We start from the raw sequence: 15,921 nt of genomic DNA on the forward strand, positions 1-15,921 counted from the left end.
GAACATGTTGACCCAATACCGAGAGCACGTAGCCGAACGTGCCGCCCAAGGCCTCGTGCCCAAGCCGCTGACTGCCGAACAGACCGCCGCCCTGGTGGAATTGCTGAAGTCGCCGCCCGCCGGCGAAGAAGCGTTTCTGCTCGATCTCCTGAGCAACCGCGTGCCGGCCGGCGTGGACGAAGCGGCTTACGTGAAGGCGGGTTTTCTTGCGGCCGTCGCCCGGGGGGAGGCGGTTTCCCCGATCGTATCGCCCCGACGGGCCACCGAACTGCTCGGCACCATGCTGGGCGGTTACAATGTCGCGCCGCTGATCGAGCTGCTGGATCATTCCGAGCTGGCCCCGGTTGCGGCGCACGGCCTGTCCCGTACGCTGCTCATGTTCGACGCCTTCCACGACGTACAGGTCAAGGCGGAAGCGGGCAACGTTCATGCCCAGGCCGTATTGCGCGCCTGGGCGGACGCCGAGTGGTTCACCTCCCGTCCGGAAGTGCCCGGAAAGTTGACCGTGACCGTGTTCAAGGTGCCCGGCGAGACCAATACCGACGACCTCTCGCCGGCCCAGGACGCCTGGTCACGGCCGGACATCCCGCTGCATGCCAAATCCATGCTGAAGGTGCCGCGCGAGGGGATTCACGATGCCGAAGCGCAGATCGCCGAACTCAAAACCAAGGGTTTCCCGGTGGCCTATGTGGGCGACGTGGTCGGCACCGGCTCGTCGCGCAAGTCCGCCACCAACTCCTTACTCTGGTATATCGGCGAGGACATTCCCCACGTTCCCAACAAGCGTCAGGGCGGGGTCTGTATCGGCGGCAAGATCGCGCCGATCTTCTTCAACACCCTGGAAGACTCGGGAGCCCTGCCGATCGAATGCGACGTCACCGCCATGCAGACGGGCGATGTGATCGACATCCATCCCTACGAAGGGGTGTTGCGGAACCACGAGAGCGGGGTCGAACTGTGCCGGTTCACGCTCAAGACCGAGATCCTGCTGGATGAGGTGCGGGCCGGTGGGCGCATCAACCTGATCATCGGCCGCGGTCTGACCGACCGGGCGCGCAAGGTGCTGGGGCTGCCGCCTTCCGAGGTCTTCCGCCGTCCCAGGGCGCCGATCGAGACCGGAAAAGGCTACACCCTGGCGCAGAAGATCGTGGGCAAGGCCTGCGGGGTGGCTGGAATCCGGCCCGGCACCTACTGCGAGCCGGCGATGACCACGGTGGGGTCGCAGGACACGACCGGCCCGATGACGCGGGACGAGCTGAAGGATCTGGCCTGCCTCGGCTTTTCGGCCGACCTGGTGCTGCAGTCGTTCTGCCACACCGCGGCCTATCCCAAGCCGGTCGACGTCGAGACCCACCACACCCTGCCGGATTTCATCATGAACCGCGGCGGTGTGTCGCTGCGGCCGGGTGATGGCATCATCCATTCCTGGCTCAACCGCATGCTGCTGCCGGATACGGTCGGCACCGGCGGTGATTCCCACACCCGCTTCCCGATCGGCATTTCCTTTCCCGCGGGCTCGGGTCTGGTGGCCTTCGCCGCCGCCACCGGCGTGATGCCGCTGGACATGCCGGAATCGGTGCTGGTGCGCTTCAAGGGCGAGATGCAGCCGGGAATCACTTTACGCGATCTGGTGCATGCGATTCCCTACGTCGCGCTGCAGCGGGGGCTGTTGACGGTCGAGAAGCAGGGCAAGAAGAATGTCTTCTCCGGCCGCATCCTGGAGATCGAGGGACTGCCGGATCTCAAAGTCGAACAGGCCTTCGAGTTGGCGGATGCCTCCGCCGAACGTTCGGCCGCGGCCTGCACCATCAAGCTTGACCGCGCGCCCATCGAGGAATACCTCCATTCCAACATCACCCTGCTGCGCTGGATGATCGCCGAGGGCTATGGCGACGCGCGCACCCTGCGGCGGCGCATAGCGGCAATGGAAGCCTGGCTGGCCGATCCGCAACTGCTGGAAGCGGACCCGGACGCCGAGTACGCCGAAGTGATCGAGATCGACCTCGACCAGATTACCGAACCGCTGTTGTGCTGTCCGAACGATCCGGACGACGTCAAGCCGCTGTCGCAGGTCGCCGGGACTCACATCGACGAGGTATTCCTCGGCTCCTGCATGACCAACATCGGCCATTTCCGCGCCGCCGGGAGGTTGCTGGAAGCCTTCGGCAAGCCCACGCCGACCCGGTTGTGGATCGCCCCGCCCACCCGCATGGATCAGGCCCAGCTCACCGAGGAAGGCTACTACGCCACCTATGGCAAGGCCGGCGCCCGCACCGAGATGCCCGGCTGTTCCTTGTGCATGGGCAACCAGGCGCGGGTGGCCGACAATGCCACGGTGGTGTCGACCTCCACCCGCAATTTCCCCAACCGTCTCGGAGCCGGCGCCCGGGTGTTCCTGGCCTCGGCCGAGCTGGCGGCGGTCTGCTCCATCCTGGGCCGGATTCCCAGCGTGGAGGAGTACATGGCCTATGCCGGCAAGATCGAGGAGAAAGCGGCTGACACTTACCGCTACCTGAACTTCGACCGCACACCGGCCTATGCCGAGCGGGCGGCGAAGGTGAAGGATCTGGAGATGGCATGAAGGAGGCCGGCAGCGGGCCGGCTGGGGCCGGGAACCTCCAGGCTTATGCCGAACATTGCCTCGGCTCGCCCGAGGTCGAAACCAAACTGGCGGTATCCCACGAGGCCTGGCGGGCCTGCCTCGCCGGCGAGCTCGATTTCGGAATCGAAGGCGAGCCGCGGCCGATCGGCTTCGCCCGTTTCCCCGAGCGCCCGCGGCGGGTCGATCCGCGCGGACTGCCGCGTCGCGGCATCAATACCGTGGACGGGCGGGTGGCTCTTTTGCATGCTGTGGCCCACATCGAATTCAGCGCGATCCAGCTAGCCTGGGACCACCTCTACCGCTTCCGCGGCCTGCCGCAAGATTATTACCTTGATTGGCTGCGGGTGGCGGCGGAGGAGGCGGAACACTTCACCCTGGTGCGGCAGCGGCTCCGCGAACTCGGCGCCGATTACGGTGATCTCCCGGTGCACGGCGGGTTGTGGAGCATGGCGGAGGAAACGGCTTACGACGTCGCCGCCCGTATGGCCCTGGTGCCGCGCTTCATGGAGGCGCGGGGGCTGGACGTGACCCCGGGCATGATCGAGCGGCTGCGGCGGGCAGGGATGCGCGCAGCGTCGAAGTGCTCGAACGCATCCTGCATGACGAGGTCGGGCACGTGGCCCTGGGGTCGCGCTGGTTCCGGTGGGTCTGCGATCAGTGCGGGGTCGATCCGGAAGTCGAGTATTTCGCTCTGGTGGACCGTCACCTGCACGGCCGGGCGCGTGGGCCATTCAATCTCGAACTGCGCCGGCGCGCCGGCTTCAGTGACAGGGAACTCGAACTGCTGGAGTCTTCCGACGCTCCCCGCTGATGGCCCGGCGTTCAGGCCTCTGCCCGGCTGCCGTAATGGGTCTCGATATAGCGCTCGACCAGTTCCTGGAATTCCTCGGCGATGCGGTCGCCCTTCAGCGTCACCGTCTTCACGCCGTCCTCAAACACCGGAGCGACCGGCTGTTCGCCCGTACCCGGCAGGCTGATGCCGATGTTGGCGTTCTTGCTTTCGCCCGGGCCGTTCACCACGCAGCCCATCACGGCCACATGCATGTCTTCCACACCCCGGTAGCGCCTGCGCCATTCCGGCATCTTGTGGCGCAGGTGCGTCTGAATCTGCTGGGCCAGCTTCTGGAAATAGTCGCTGGTGGTTCGGCCGCAGCCGGGGCAGGAGATGACCATGGGGGTGAACGAGCGCAATCCCATGGTCTGCAGGATTTCCTGGGCGACGATGACCTCTAGACTGCGGTCGGCGCCGGGCTCCGGGGTCAGCGAAATGCGGATGGTGTCGCCGATACCCTGCTGCAGCAGCACGGACAGCGCGGCGGTGGAGGCGACGATGCCCTTGGAACCCATGCCGGCTTCGGTCAACCCCAGGTGCAAGGCATAGTCGCAGCGGCTGGACAGGGCTTCGTAGACCGAAATCAGCTCCTGCACCCCGCTCATCTTGCACGACAGCACGATGCGATCCTTGGGCAGCCCCAGTCCCTGGGCCTTCTCCGCGCTTTCCAGCGCCGAGGTGATGACGGCCTCGCGCATCACTTCCGGCAGGGAGCGCGGCTCGGCCAGCCGGGCATTTTCATCGAGCAGACGGGCCAGTACCGACTGGTCCAGGCTGCCCCAGTTGACGCCGATGCGGACCGGCTTGTCGTAGCGGCAGGCGAACTCGATCATCTGGGCGAACTGCGGATCGCGCTTGGAGCCGCGGCCGACGTTGCCCGGATTGATGCGGAATTTGCCCAGTGCCTCGGCGCAGGCGGGGTATTTGTCGAGCAGCTTGTGGCCGTTGAAGTGGAAGTCGCCCACCAGCGGCACGTTGCAACCCTGACGGTCGAGTTCTTCCCGGATGCGCGGGACGGCTTCCGCGGCTTCTTCATTGTTGACGGTGATGCGCACCAGTTCCGAACCGGCCCGGGCCAGGTCGATGACCTGGCGGACGGTTCCCGCCACGTCGGCGGTGTCGGTGTTGGTCATGGACTGGACCACGATGGGCGCGCCGCCCCCGATCTGTACCGAACCGACGCGCACGCCGACAGTCTGTTTGCGATTCATCATGCGTTACCTGCGAGAAGGGAAGTCAACCGGGCAATTCTACCAGTTGACGCGTTTACGGCTAATTTCCTAGTTCCATACTCGGGTGTCAATCCCCGCTCGTCGTCGCCTGCGGGTGTCGAAAAGACCATGGCCGGTGCGGCGCGGCGAAGCAGGCGGGCGTGTCGTGTTTCACGGCCGAGCGCCCGACCGGCTCGTCACCGTGGGCGAGTGGCGTGGATTCGTCGAATCCGGTTTAATCGCGCTTTTCCCCGTTTCGAGGACGAACGTATGGACCTGGCGACCAAGGTGATGATTCTGAGAATTGTGGTGGTGTTCGCCGCGGCTCTTTTCCTGATCGGCGTGATCGTCGGTTTGATCAAACCCAAGTGGGTGCTGTTCTGGGCGAAAAATCCGGATCGGCTGACGGCGGCCATGGTGGTGTCGGCGATCGCGATGCTGCTGTTCATGGCCGGCTGGACCGGTATCGCCAAGCTGACGCTCAAGCCGAAGGAGCCGCAGCAGCGTCACGAAGAGGATCGCCGTTCCAGGGATGAGCAGAACATGCTCCAGCTCAACCGATAGCGCTCGAAGACGTCTGCCGCCGCATGCACACCCCGGGCGGGGCCGCCGGACGGCACAGATCGACTTTCCTGCCGGAGCGCTTTATCATTCCGGCGTTTTGTCGCTAACCTGAAACTTCCCGCATGGAATCGTCGATCCCAGAGCTCTTGCTGGCCGGTGGCAGGCTCATGTTCATAGGTATGACCATCGTATTCCTGTTTCTGGCGCTGCTGGTAGGGGTCATCCACGTGACTTCGCGCCTGATCGGCCGGTATTCGCCGGAGGAGCCGGTCGCACTCAAGCCCGTGAGTGCCGTGGTCGCCAGGAGTACCGGCGGGGAGGATGAAGCGGAGATCGTCGCCGCGATCACGGCGGCGGTCCACCGTTACCAGAACAAGTAAGGCACAATCTGAGGAGTTTTTGCATGGCAACCCCTTTGGGCATCACCGACGTGGTCCTGCGCGATGCGCATCAGTCCCTGTTGGCCACCCGGCTTCGTCTCGAGGACATGCTGCCGATTTGTCCCAAGCTGGACAAGGTCGGATTCTGGTCCCTGGAGGCATGGGGCGGCGCGACCTTCGATGCATGCATCCGCTATCTGGGCGAAGATCCGTGGGTGCGCCTGAGAGCACTGAAGAAGGCCTTGCCAAACACCCGGCTGCAGATGCTGCTGCGGGGGCAGAATCTGCTGGGCTATCGCCACTACGCGGACGATGTGGTGGAGAAATTCGTGGAACGCTCGGCCGAAAATGGCGTCGATGTGTTCCGCATCTTCGACGCCCTCAACGACCTCCGTAACTTCGAAAAGGCCATCCGCGCGGCCATCGCCATGGGCAAACATGCCCAGGGCGCCATTTCGTATACGGTGAGCCCCGTGCATACGATCGATATGTGGGTCGATCTGTCCAAGCGTCTGGAGGACATGGGCGCTCATTCGATCTGCATCAAGGACATGGCAGGCCTGCTCAAACCGTATGTCGCCGAGGAACTGGTCGGCCGCCTCAAGCAGGAGGTTGGCGTGCCGATCCACATGCAATGCCATGCGACCACGGGTCTGAGCACGGCCGCCATCGTGAAAGCGGTCGAGGCCGGTATCGACAACGTCGACACGGCGATATCGTCCATGAGCATGACCTACGGCCACAGTCCCACCGAGGCGGTCGTGGCGATCTTCCAGGGACACGAACGCGATACTGGGCTGGACATCCATCTGCTGGAGGAAATCGCGGCCTATTTCCGCGAGGTACGGAAAAAGTACGCCAGGTTCGAGGGCAGCCTGAAAGGCGTCGACAGCCGCATTCTGGTGGCCCAGGTACCGGGCGGCATGCTCACCAACATGGAGAGCCAGCTCAAGGAACAGGGGGCGCTGGACCGTTTCGACGAGGTAATGCAGGAGATACCCAGGGTCCGCGAAGATCTGGGCTTCATCCCGCTGGTCACGCCGACCTCGCAGATCGTCGGTACCCAGGCGGTCTTCAACGTGCTCGCCGGCGAACGTTACAAGACCATCACCAAGGAGACGGCGGGTGTCCTGCGGGGCGAGTACGGCGCCACCCCGGCGCCGGTCAATGCCGAGCTGCAGTCCCGCGTGTTGAAAGGCGACGAGCCGATCACCTGCCGTCCCGCCGATCTCCTGGCACCCGAGCTGAAGAAGCTGACGGACGAATTGAAGCGCCTGGCCAAGGAGCATGGGGTAAAGCTGTCCTCCCCGCAGGTCGAGGATGTGCTGACCTATGCGCTGTTCCCCCAGGTCGGCTGGCGGTTCCTCCAGAACCGGGACAATCCGGCGGCTTTCGAGCCGCCGCCAGGTGCCGAGCCCGCCGTCCCGGCAGCCGAGGTCACCAGCGAGGCCGTGGCGCCGGATGGCGCCCGTCTCTACACCGTCACGGTCAACGGCCGCAGTTATCAGGTCGAGGTGGCGCCGGGCGGCGCCATCGGGGCGATCCATTCGGCCTCCGGTACGGCGTCGCCGTCCGCAGCTGCGCAGATCCTCGCCGCGCGGGCCGTCAGCGAGTCGGTCAGCGCGCCGGTGGCGGGGCACGTGCTGCGTATCAACGTCACCGAAGGGCAAAAAGTGGCCGAAGGCCAGGTGGTCGTCGTCATGGAGGCCATGAAAATGGAGACCGAAGTGAGGGCGCGCAGCGGCGGCATCGTGGTCGGTATCGCCGTCAAGCCGGGCGATACCGTCAATACCGGCGACGTGCTGGTCACGCTGGGCTGAGGCGGGCCGATCCATGAGCGGATTCGTCGAATTGTGGAGCAGCACCGGCCTGTCCAATTTCCAGTGGGGGCAGGTCATCATGATGACGGTGGGGTTCCTGCTCATCTATCTCGCCATCCGCAAAGGCTTCGAGCCTTTGCTGCTGCTCCCCATCGGCTTCGGCGCGGTGCTCAGCAATATTCCGGTGGCCGGCATCGCCGAAGAAGGCGGGCTGCTCTCGTATCTGTATTTCGGCATCAAGTCCGGCATATTCCCGCTGCTGATCTTCATGGGAGTGGGGGCCATGACCGACTTCGGTCCCATGCTGGCCAACCCCAAGACCCTGCTGCTGGGAGCGGCCGCTCAGTTCGGCATCTTCGGCACATTGTTCGGTGCGCTGGCGCTGAACCTGGTGCCCGGCCTCCAGTTCGGCTTCAGGGATGCGGCCGCCATAGCCATCATCGGCGGGGCCGACGGCCCGACTGCCATTTACGTCGCCTCCAGGCTCGCGCCGGACCTGCTCGGCGCCATCGCCGTCGCGGCCTATTCCTACATGGCCCTCGTGCCGTTGATCCAGCCACCCATCATGCGCGCCCTGACCACGCCGGAGGAGCGCCTGATCGAAATGTCGCAGCTGCGCGTGGTGGGCAAAACCGAGAAGATCATTTTCCCGGTGGTATTGTTGATCCTGACCGCTTTGCTGCTGCCCTCCGCCGCGCCTCTGATCGGCATGTTCTGCCTGGGCAACCTGATGCGCGAATGCGGTGTGGTCGAACGCCTGAGCAAAACGTCCCAGAACGAACTGATCAACATCGTTACGATCTTCCTGGGGCTGTCGGTTGGTTCCAAGCTGAGTGCCAATGCCTTCCTCCGCCCGGAAACCTTGGGGATTCTCGTGCTCGGCGCGATTGCCTTCGGCTTCGGCACGGCTTCCGGGGTGTTGATGGCGAAGCTGATGAACCGCTTTACTCTCCACAAGATCAATCCCCTGATCGGCGCCGCAGGCGTTTCCGCCGTGCCGATGTCGGCGCGGGTGGCCAATAAGGTGGGCCAGGAGAGCAATCCCCACAACTTCCTCCTGATGCACGCCATGGGTCCGAACGTGGCCGGCGTGATCGGCTCCGCCGTGGCGGCGGGCGTGCTGCTGGCGCTGGTTCAGTGATCCTCGCGAATTGCGCTCTTTCGGGAAGCCGTTGATGCAGCGCGCCGTTCGTGGCGCCTCGGTTCTCGAATAGTTCCACCGTCGTCACGCCGGTCCATTTCGATGCCTGTTTCCATTGGCTGAAGGACGACGGCACCCATGGAGGCGGCATCCGGGAGTTGCCGGACGCGAAAGCGGGCAAGAAGGCGGGATTGCAGGATGAAGCCGTCGTGCCGACTTTCGATGGCGGTTACGCGAGCTTCTACCACTCCGTGTTTTTTTGCTGCTGAAATGGCGATCCCGCCCCATCGCGCCGGTGGGATCGTGGACGGATCCGCCGGATGGCGGCGCCGTGGCGCCGGGCGGTGACTTCGTGCTCAAGCGCGAATCTCTGCCGGGCTGGGAGCAGGTGCGGGAACGGGCGTTCCGGGCTGGTTGAACTCGCCTCCCTCGGCTTACGACACGCCGCGGGGATTGCAGGGGAAATCCCCAGGGCAACCTGGAGTCCGCCGGCGTGACCCGGATCGACGGTCCGGCTTCGAAAAGCGACGAACCGGCCGAAGCCTGCCGCAAGCGCATCTTCGGATGTCGGGGCTCGGATCGCCCGGGCGCAGGGCCGAGGGCCGGAAACAGAGCTTTGAATCCCAGTAGGATACTCAGGAATATGGAGGAACTGATACACTGGGACTTCCCCCGCCGAAGAGGCCACCTCAGCATGCCCGACCCCCAGCGTTCCAACCGCCTGGCAGGAGAGACCAGTCCCTACCTGCTGCAGCATGCTCACAATCCGGTGGATTGGTATCCGTGGGGACCGGAGGCGCTGGAAGAAGCCCGCCGTTCCGACCGGCCGATCCTGCTGTCCATCGGTTATTCCGCTTGCCACTGGTGTCACGTCATGGCGCATGAATCGTTCGAGGACGAGGCGACGGCGGAAGTCATGAACCGGCTGTTCGTCAACATCAAGGTGGACCGGGAGGAGCGGCCCGATCTCGACCGTATCTACCAGACCGTCCACCAGCTGCTCTCACGGCGGGGCGGGGGCTGGCCGCTGACGGTATGCCTGAATCCGCACGATCTGGTGCCGTTCTTCACCGGCACCTATTTCCCCAAGGAACCGCGCTACGGCATGCCGGCCTTCGTGTCCGTGCTGCACCATCTGGCCGCCTTCTATGCCGAGCACCGGGGCGATCTTGCCCGGAACGGCCAGGTGTTGCGCGAGGCACTGGAGGCCATGGGTCGTGAAGGCGATGGTACTCTGATGCCGGATGCGGGGCTGCTGGCGCGTGCAACGCAGGCACTGCGGACGAGTTTCGATGCCAGCCACGGCGGATTCGGCGGGGCGCCCAAGTTCCCCCGCACGGCAGACCTCGAATTGCTTTTGCGTTCGGATGGCGAGGGTGTCGAGATGCTTCGCACGACGCTCGACGGAATGGCGCGGGGCGGCATCTACGATCACCTCGGCGGCGGCTTCGCCCGCTATTCGGTCGACGAACGCTGGGAGATTCCCCATTTCGAGAAGATGCTCTACGACAACGGTCCCCTGCTCGAACTGTATGCCCGAATGGCGGCGCAGACCGGCGATCCGGCCTATGCCGTCGTTGCGACCGGAACCGCCGAATGGGTGATCCGGGAGATGCAGTCTCCGGAGGGGGGGTACTACGCGGCGCTCGATGCGGATTCGGAGGGCGGGGAGGGCCGGTTCTACCTTTGGGATCGCCAGGAAGTCCAGGGGCTGCTGTCTGCGGATGAGTACCTCGTGTTTTCCCTTCGTTACGGGCTGGATGGGCCGCCGAATTTCGAGGGCCATTGGCATCTCCGCGTCGCCCGGTCCCTGGAAGCCGTCGCGGCAGCGACCGGGAAGGGCGGCGATGAGGTGATGCGGCTGCTCGAATCGGCCAGGACTCGCCTTCGCCGGGTGAGGGAGCAACGGGTCCGGCCGGGCAGGGACGACAAGGTCATCGCCGCGTGGAACGGCCTCATGGTCCGGGGCATGACCGTGGCCGGGCGCCTGCTGGGACGGGCGGATTTCATGGAGTCTGCGGACCGGGCTCTCGGCTTCGTGCGCCGGACCATGGACGCCGGTGGCAGGCTCATGTCGGTTTACAGGGACGGGCGGGCGCGGTTTGACGCCTATCTCGACGACCACGCCTTCTTGCTGGATGCAGCGCTGGAGATTTTGCAGACGCGCTGGTCCACGGACGACCTGGAGTGGGCGGTCAGCCTGGCCGACCGCTTGTTGGAGCGTTTCGAGGATGCCGAACACGGCGGCTTCTTCTTTACTGCCGCCGACCATGAAACGCTCATCCAGCGGCCCAAACCCTGGATGGATGAGTCCATGCCTTCTGGCAACGGCGTCGCGATCCGTGCGCTGATCCGGCTCGCCGGGCTGACCGGCGAGTCGAGGTATGCCGATGCGGCCGAACGGGGACTGCGGGCGGCGCATGGCGCGATGGCCCGTTATCCGCATGCCCACTGTGCCTTGATGAACGCCGTCCGGGAATGGCTCACTCCGCCGCCGCTGGTCATCCTGAGGGGCGGACGTGAAGCGCTGAAGCAATGGTGCGCCAAGGCGCGGGAAGCCGCTCCCGAAGCGCTGGTCTATGCCATCCCCTCCGATGCGGTCGGGTTGCCATCGGCGCTGGCGGCGCGGATGCCGGGTCCGGGCGGGCCCGTGGCCTATGTCTGCCGCGGGCGAGTCTGCGCGGCGCCGACGGATTCGCTCGGTACGTTGAACGAGATCCTCTCGGCGGGCTGACCCGCCGTCCTGCCCTTGGCATGCACTGCCGAACTTGTGTATAAGCGTAGATTTCTACCCTGAGCGCGCTTGCCGGATCCTGGTTCCGGTGCCGCTCGGCCGCACCCGTAACCCACCGCCTGCATGAAAACCCGGACTTTCCCCGTCGTTCACGAACTCGTCAGCACCCGCCTTCCCAACCGATTCGGTGACTTCGTCATCCATTGCTACGGCGGGGCGCAGGATGGCAAGCAGCATCTGGCCCTAGTGAAAGGCGAGGTTCGGGGGCGAGAAGGCGTGCTGGCCCGAGTCCACTCCGAATGTCTGACCGGCGATGTGTTCGGTTCGCGCCGCTGTGACTGCGGTGAGCAGCTCGAACTGGCGCTCCGTGCGATCGGCGAGGCGGAATGTGGGGTGCTGCTGTATCTGCGCCAGGAAGGCAGGGGCATCGGCCTGGTGCAGAAACTACGGGCCTACAATCTGCAGGACGAAGGTCTGGATACAGTGGAGGCCAATCTGCGCCTGGGCCATCAGGCCGATGAGCGCGACTACCATGTCGCGGCCCGTATGCTGGAAGACCTCGGTGTGAAGAGCGTGCGACTGATGACCAACAATCCCAAGAAGATCGACGAACTGCGTCGCTACGGTATCCCCATCGCTGCCCGGGTGCCGATCGAAGCGCCCAGCCATCCGGAGAACGTCCGCTATCTCCGGGCCAAAGTCGAGAAAATGTCGCACATGCTGTCGTTCGAGCGGAAGCGGCCGCGTTTTCCGTTCCTCGATGCCCTGTGCGAACACCAGAGCGAAGGTCCGGTTTCGCCAGGGCGGCCGTTCGTGACGCTGAGCCGGGTCCAGAGTCTGGATGGCGGGGATGCGCCGACGGCAGGGGCCGAGGCGTGCGAGCTGGCCGGCGCTCTGCGGGCCGTTCACGAGGGAACGCTGACGGCGTCCGGTCCGGCACTGCGGCTCACCGTGCGCGGCGGTCGGAAAGCCCCCGTAAATTTCGCCATGGCCGGCACGCCGTCTGCCGTCGGTGATGTCGTCGCGATATCCGCGGACGCCCAGGGTGACATCGACCTTGCCGCGGTGCTGGCGACCATACTCGGCCTCGGGGTGCGTACGCTGCTGGTCGAGGGTGATGCCGGCTTGTCTGGCCGTTTCCTCGACCAGGCGCTGGCGGATTACTGTGTCATCACCGTGGTACCCGAGTTCCAAGGCGGCAGCGGGAGCGGTGGCATTGGACGCGGTGCCTCCCGGATCGCCGCTTCCGGCTGCCAGACGCTGGGGCGTGATCTGGTCGTCTACGGCTCCCTGCGTTCCGAGCGGTCAGAAACGCCGGCCGTACTCCCCTCGGACTGATTCCGGCCGATCATAGAGTGCCAGTGCCTGGACCTTGAGCAGGCGCAAAGCCGTCCGGTCGCCGTACCAGGTACCGGAGGCAGGATCCTGCCATTCGATCCGGTACGAAGTCGCGGACCTCAGCTTGCGGCGTTTCCAGCCGCTGCCCCACAGTATCAGGAAGGTCATGGCCTTGTGCAGGCGGCTTGCGGTGGGCGTGGTCATCGGCATGTCCTCCGGTCGTCGGTGAAGGCGAGGCCGTTCCCTGGCGCGGCGGTCCCTGTCCGACATCAAGCATATCCCGTGCCGTCGGGACCGAGCCTTGAGAATCCGAAGATGACGAGCTTTTGTGAGGGGTTCTCCGTGTTTCGTGCACCTTAACCGTGCAGCCGGTTGTCGGGAATCCAACAAGGCCGCGGGCGGTTCAGGCGGTTTCCTTGAGGCCGTACTTGCGGATGCGGTAGCGCAGGGTTTCGCGGGTGGCACCCAGCGCCCGCGCCGCGGCGGTAACGTTGCCGCCATAGCGTTCGAGCGTGGTGCGGATGATGTAGCAGTCCATGTCGTCCAGTGCCATGCTGCCGTCCAGGGGCAGCACGATGCATTCGGTTCCCGGCGCCACCGGCGAAGGGTGCGGCGCGTTGCCGTGTCCCGGCAGTTGCAGCCATTGCGCCGGGAACACGGGGCCGTCGGCGAACAGAACGCAGCGCTCGATGACGTTGCGCAGTTCGCGGACGTTGCCGGGCCAGTCGTAGTTCCGGAGCAGGTTCCATGCTTCGTCGGAAACGACTTTCACCTGCTTTCCGGCCTTGGCGTTGAATTCAGCGATCAGCAGCGGCACCAGTTCTTCCAGATCCTGCTTGACCTGACGCAGGGGCGGCAGTTGCAGCCGGAAGACGCTCAGCCGGTGAAAAAGATCGCTGCGGAAGCTCCCGTTGCGCACCATCTCTTCCAGATCGCGGTTGCTGGCCGCCAGGATCTGGACGTCGATGCTGATTTCCTTTTCCGAGCCCAGCCGGCGGATCTTGCGGTCTTCGATGGCTTTGAGCAGCTTGGCCTGCAGGTCGAGGTGCATTTCCCCGATCTCGTCCAAGAACAGGGTGCCGCCGTCGGCCTGCTCGATGAGGCCGCGGTGACGGCCGATGGCGCCGGTGAAAGCACCGGCCTCGTGACCGAAAAGCTCGGATTCGAGCAGGTCGTGGGGGAGGGCGGCACAGTTGAGTTCGATCAGCGGTTGCTGGGCGCGTTTGCCCGAATAATGCAGGATGCGGGCAACCAGTCCCTTGCCGGTGCCGCTTTCGCCTCCGATGATCAGGGCGCTGAACGGCACCCGGGTGAGACGCTCCAGCATGTCGCGTACCCGCTGCGCGGCTTCGCTGCGGCCCACGTAGGCTTCCGGCGAATAGCGGCGGTGCCGTTCCTGCGCCTGTTCGAGCAGACGGCGCTGCGCCTGGGCGGAGCGCGTCGCGCTGGCGACCACCAGGTCGAGACGTTCGAGTTCGCAGGGCTTTTCCAGGAAGTCGTAGGCCCCCAGACGGAGGGCGCGCACCGAATCCGGCACGCTGCCGTAGCCGGTCAGCAGCAGCCATTCCGACGTGTTGCCCTGGCCGCGCATTTCCTCCATGAGGTCCAGTGCGTTGCCGTCCGGCAGGCTACGGTCGGACAGTACCAGCAGCGGGTCGACCGCTTTCTTGGTGAACAGGTTGCGCGCTTCGGCCAGCGTCTTGGCCCAATCGACGTCCCAGCCGGCCCTTTCGTAGTGCCGGACCAGTTCCGAGCCGAGCAGTTTCTCGTCTTCGATGATCAACAAGCTATAGGCCATGGGCGGGTTTTTCTCCGGCGGAAACGATGTGGCGGGGGATGATGAGTGTGCAGCGGGCACCTCCCTCGGGCCGGTTGGCCAGATCCATCCGGCCGTTCACCTCGCGGATGAAGCGCTGCACCATGGCAAGGCCCAGACCGGTGCCGCCGGGGCGGCCGGTTCCGAACGGGCGGACGCCATGTTTCAAGATTTCTTCCGAAAAGCCAGGACCGTTGTCGCAGACCTGGATGATCAGTTGTTCGCCTTCGGTGTGCACTTTGATGCCGATCTCGCCGGGTGCCGGCCCGATGGCCGAGGCAGCGTTCAGGATCAGATTCAGCAGAGCCTGCCGCAAGCTGCTGTCCGGCAGATGGCAGGTCAGCCCGTCCGGAACTTCGTAATTCAGTGCGATATGGGAAGGAACCTGGTAGCGCGTCAAAGCCACCAGATCGTGAAGCATCGGGGCCAAGTTGAAATCCCGCGCTGGAGCCGGCGTATGCTTGCCCTGAGCGAGCAGGTCGTTGAGCAGCCGGCCCATCCGTTTGAGTTCGTCGATGATGAGTTCCAGCCTCTCGACATGTTCCGGGTTGCCCATTTCATTCTTGAGGTTGCTGCAACTCATCTGGATGCCTGCCAGAGGGTTGCGCAGTTCATGTGCGATGCCGGCGGCGAGTTCACCCAGCGCGGCGAAGCGTTCCGCCCTTGCGAGACTGTACTGCTGTTCAAGGAGGGCCTGGGTGGCGGCGCGTACGTCCGCTTCGAGGGATTCGGCATAGCGCCGCTTGGTGTCCTGAAGTTCGGCGAGCTGGCTCACCATTTCGTTGTAACTGGTGAAAACCGGCAAAAGCACCGGGTCCAGATTGCGAGTGGCGATCGGCGAGAAGTCTTCCAATGCGATTCGGGACAGCAGTTCCCGCAAGTTCCGCAAGGGGGTGAGGATGCGGCGGGTCAGGAACAATACGGTCACCAGCAGGATGGCGGCCAGCGTCAGGCTGGCCAAGGTGACTTCGCTGCGGGTATTCGCGCTGATGTCTTCCAGCAATTCTTCCCGGCGGGCGGTTTCCGCATCCAGCATCTCACTGATCGCCTGGAGCGCGAGCAACAAGCGGGTTCGGCGGGGCCGCGGGCCCAACTGGGCGAGCAGGGGATCGGCGAGATAGGTTTCGACGGTTTGGAGCTTGCGCGGTGTGTCGGGATCGAAATGCTGATCGGACTGGCGGAGCTGATTGAGGTCGCGGGCAAGGGTGTCGAAGCGTCCAGGCTGGATTGCCCTTTCGTTGTCCTGCAGGGAATCGGTCAGGGCCTTTTGGAGGTCCAGGCCGGTCTGCATGATGCGGTGAGCGTAACTGACATGGGCGCGGATGGTCTCGAACCGGTCGAGGTTGCGCCAGATCATGCCGACCAGCACGGCGAGGATCAGCACGAGCAGGCCGAGGAGAGCCCAGCCGCGAAGCTGGGCTGCACGGTAAACCAGAGGTTTCACGACGGACATGGGGAATGAGGGCTGGGGAGGATTATAGCC

At 64.7% G+C, this 15,921-nt stretch carries 13 protein-coding genes and 1 pseudogene; 10 read left to right on the plus strand and 4 right to left on the minus strand.

Translation table 11 applies throughout. From position 1 onward, the window contains the following. Window positions 1-4 precede the first annotated feature (4 nt). Both acnB and H156_RS16660 read left to right on the plus strand, forming a co-directional pair. Complete coding sequence (gene acnB / locus H156_RS0105510) at window positions 5-2,581, plus strand: bifunctional aconitate hydratase 2/2-methylisocitrate dehydratase (RefSeq protein WP_017366161.1); 2,577 nt, start codon at window positions 5-7, stop codon at window positions 2,579-2,581. Further along, window positions 2,578-3,413, plus strand: a pseudogene (locus tag H156_RS16660) (ferritin-like domain-containing protein). Before acnB ends, H156_RS16660 begins: the two are co-directional and overlap by 4 nt. An 11-nt stretch (window positions 3,414-3,424) precedes the next feature. Here the strand turns inward: H156_RS16660 and ispG are convergent. Next, window positions 3,425-4,648: a flavodoxin-dependent (E)-4-hydroxy-3-methylbut-2-enyl-diphosphate synthase gene (gene ispG / locus H156_RS0105535; protein ID WP_017366160.1), complete on the minus strand. Its 1,224-nt coding sequence runs from the start codon at window positions 4,646-4,648 to the stop codon at window positions 3,425-3,427. A gap of 288 nt (window positions 4,649-4,936) precedes the next feature. On the opposite strand from ispG, the gene H156_RS0105540 reads away from it, so the two are divergent. The 8 genes from H156_RS0105540 (at window position 4,937) to ribA (ending at window position 12,622) form a co-directional block, all read left to right on the plus strand. Further along, window positions 4,937-5,209, plus strand: a complete 273-nt coding sequence (locus H156_RS0105540) for a hypothetical protein (RefSeq protein ID WP_428829181.1) — start codon at window positions 4,937-4,939, stop codon at window positions 5,207-5,209. Window positions 5,210-5,331: 122 nt separating this feature from the next. Beyond that, window positions 5,332-5,589, plus strand: a complete 258-nt coding sequence (locus H156_RS0105545; RefSeq protein ID WP_017366159.1) for an OadG family protein — start codon at window positions 5,332-5,334, stop codon at window positions 5,587-5,589. A gap of 23 nt (window positions 5,590-5,612) precedes the next feature. Further along, window positions 5,613-7,409, plus strand: a complete 1,797-nt coding sequence (gene oadA / locus H156_RS0105550) for a sodium-extruding oxaloacetate decarboxylase subunit alpha (protein WP_017366158.1) — start codon at window positions 5,613-5,615, stop codon at window positions 7,407-7,409. Window positions 7,410-7,422: 13 nt separating this feature from the next. Further along, a complete protein-coding gene (locus H156_RS0105555; RefSeq protein WP_017366157.1) occupies window positions 7,423-8,550 on the plus strand; it encodes a sodium ion-translocating decarboxylase subunit beta in 1,128 nt (375 codons plus the stop codon). Between the two features lie 50 nt (window positions 8,551-8,600). Further along, window positions 8,601-8,819, plus strand: a complete 219-nt coding sequence (locus H156_RS0105560) for a hypothetical protein (protein ID WP_017366156.1) — start codon at window positions 8,601-8,603, stop codon at window positions 8,817-8,819. Window positions 8,820-8,845: 26 nt separating this feature from the next. Beyond that, window positions 8,846-8,968, plus strand: a complete 123-nt coding sequence (locus tag H156_RS17640) for a hypothetical protein (RefSeq protein ID WP_274517084.1) — start codon at window positions 8,846-8,848, stop codon at window positions 8,966-8,968. A gap of 225 nt (window positions 8,969-9,193) precedes the next feature. Further along, the gene (locus H156_RS0105570; RefSeq protein WP_017366154.1) at window positions 9,194-11,284 is read left to right on the plus strand and encodes a thioredoxin domain-containing protein; all 2,091 of its coding nucleotides are present in this window, start codon (window positions 9,194-9,196) and stop codon (window positions 11,282-11,284) included. Between the two features lie 123 nt (window positions 11,285-11,407). Beyond that, complete coding sequence (ribA, locus tag H156_RS17725; RefSeq protein WP_017366153.1) at window positions 11,408-12,622, plus strand: GTP cyclohydrolase II; 1,215 nt, start codon at window positions 11,408-11,410, stop codon at window positions 12,620-12,622. On the opposite strand, the gene H156_RS0105580 is transcribed toward ribA, so the two are convergent. From H156_RS0105580 to H156_RS0105590, 3 genes are all read right to left on the minus strand, one after another. Next, a complete protein-coding gene (locus H156_RS0105580) occupies window positions 12,590-12,826 on the minus strand; it encodes a hypothetical protein (RefSeq protein ID WP_017366152.1) in 237 nt (78 codons plus the stop codon). The genes ribA and H156_RS0105580 overlap by 33 nt on opposite strands. Window positions 12,827-13,025: 199 nt before the next feature. Beyond that, window positions 13,026-14,420 carry a sigma-54-dependent transcriptional regulator gene (locus tag H156_RS0105585; protein ID WP_017366151.1) on the minus strand — a complete coding sequence of 465 codons (1,395 nt, stop codon included), beginning with the start codon at window positions 14,418-14,420 and terminating at the stop codon, window positions 13,026-13,028. After that, window positions 14,410-15,891, minus strand: coding sequence for a sensor histidine kinase (locus tag H156_RS0105590; protein WP_017366150.1), 1,482 nt, complete (start codon window positions 15,889-15,891; stop codon window positions 14,410-14,412). The genes H156_RS0105585 and H156_RS0105590 overlap by 11 nt, the downstream gene beginning before the upstream one ends. Between the last annotated feature and the right edge of the window lie 30 nt (window positions 15,892-15,921).

Source organism: Methylococcus capsulatus str. Texas = ATCC 19069, from assembly GCF_000424685.1.
In the GTDB taxonomy this organism is placed as follows: domain Bacteria; phylum Pseudomonadota; class Gammaproteobacteria; order Methylococcales; family Methylococcaceae; genus Methylococcus; species Methylococcus capsulatus.

Coding starts and splice junctions, on each gene's coding strand:
- H156_RS0105580 (WP_017366152.1), bottom strand. CDS start 12,826: ATGACCACGCCCACCGCAAGCCGCCTGCACAAGGCCATGACCTTCCTG.
- H156_RS0105585 (WP_017366151.1), bottom strand. CDS start 14,420: ATGGCCTATAGCTTGTTGATCATCGAAGACGAGAAACTGCTCGGCTCG.
- H156_RS0105540 (WP_428829181.1), top strand. CDS start 4,937: ATGATTCTGAGAATTGTGGTGGTGTTCGCCGCGGCTCTTTTCCTGATC.
- H156_RS0105555 (WP_017366157.1), top strand. CDS start 7,423: ATGAGCGGATTCGTCGAATTGTGGAGCAGCACCGGCCTGTCCAATTTC.
- oadA (WP_017366158.1), top strand. CDS start 5,613: ATGGCAACCCCTTTGGGCATCACCGACGTGGTCCTGCGCGATGCGCAT.
- H156_RS0105545 (WP_017366159.1), top strand. CDS start 5,332: ATGGAATCGTCGATCCCAGAGCTCTTGCTGGCCGGTGGCAGGCTCATG.
- ispG (WP_017366160.1), bottom strand. CDS start 4,648: ATGATGAATCGCAAACAGACTGTCGGCGTGCGCGTCGGTTCGGTACAG.
- H156_RS0105570 (WP_017366154.1), top strand. CDS start 9,194: ATGGAGGAACTGATACACTGGGACTTCCCCCGCCGAAGAGGCCACCTC.
- acnB (WP_017366161.1), top strand. CDS start 5: ATGTTGACCCAATACCGAGAGCACGTAGCCGAACGTGCCGCCCAAGGC.
- H156_RS0105590 (WP_017366150.1), bottom strand. CDS start 15,891: ATGTCCGTCGTGAAACCTCTGGTTTACCGTGCAGCCCAGCTTCGCGGC.
- ribA (WP_017366153.1), top strand. CDS start 11,408: ATGAAAACCCGGACTTTCCCCGTCGTTCACGAACTCGTCAGCACCCGC.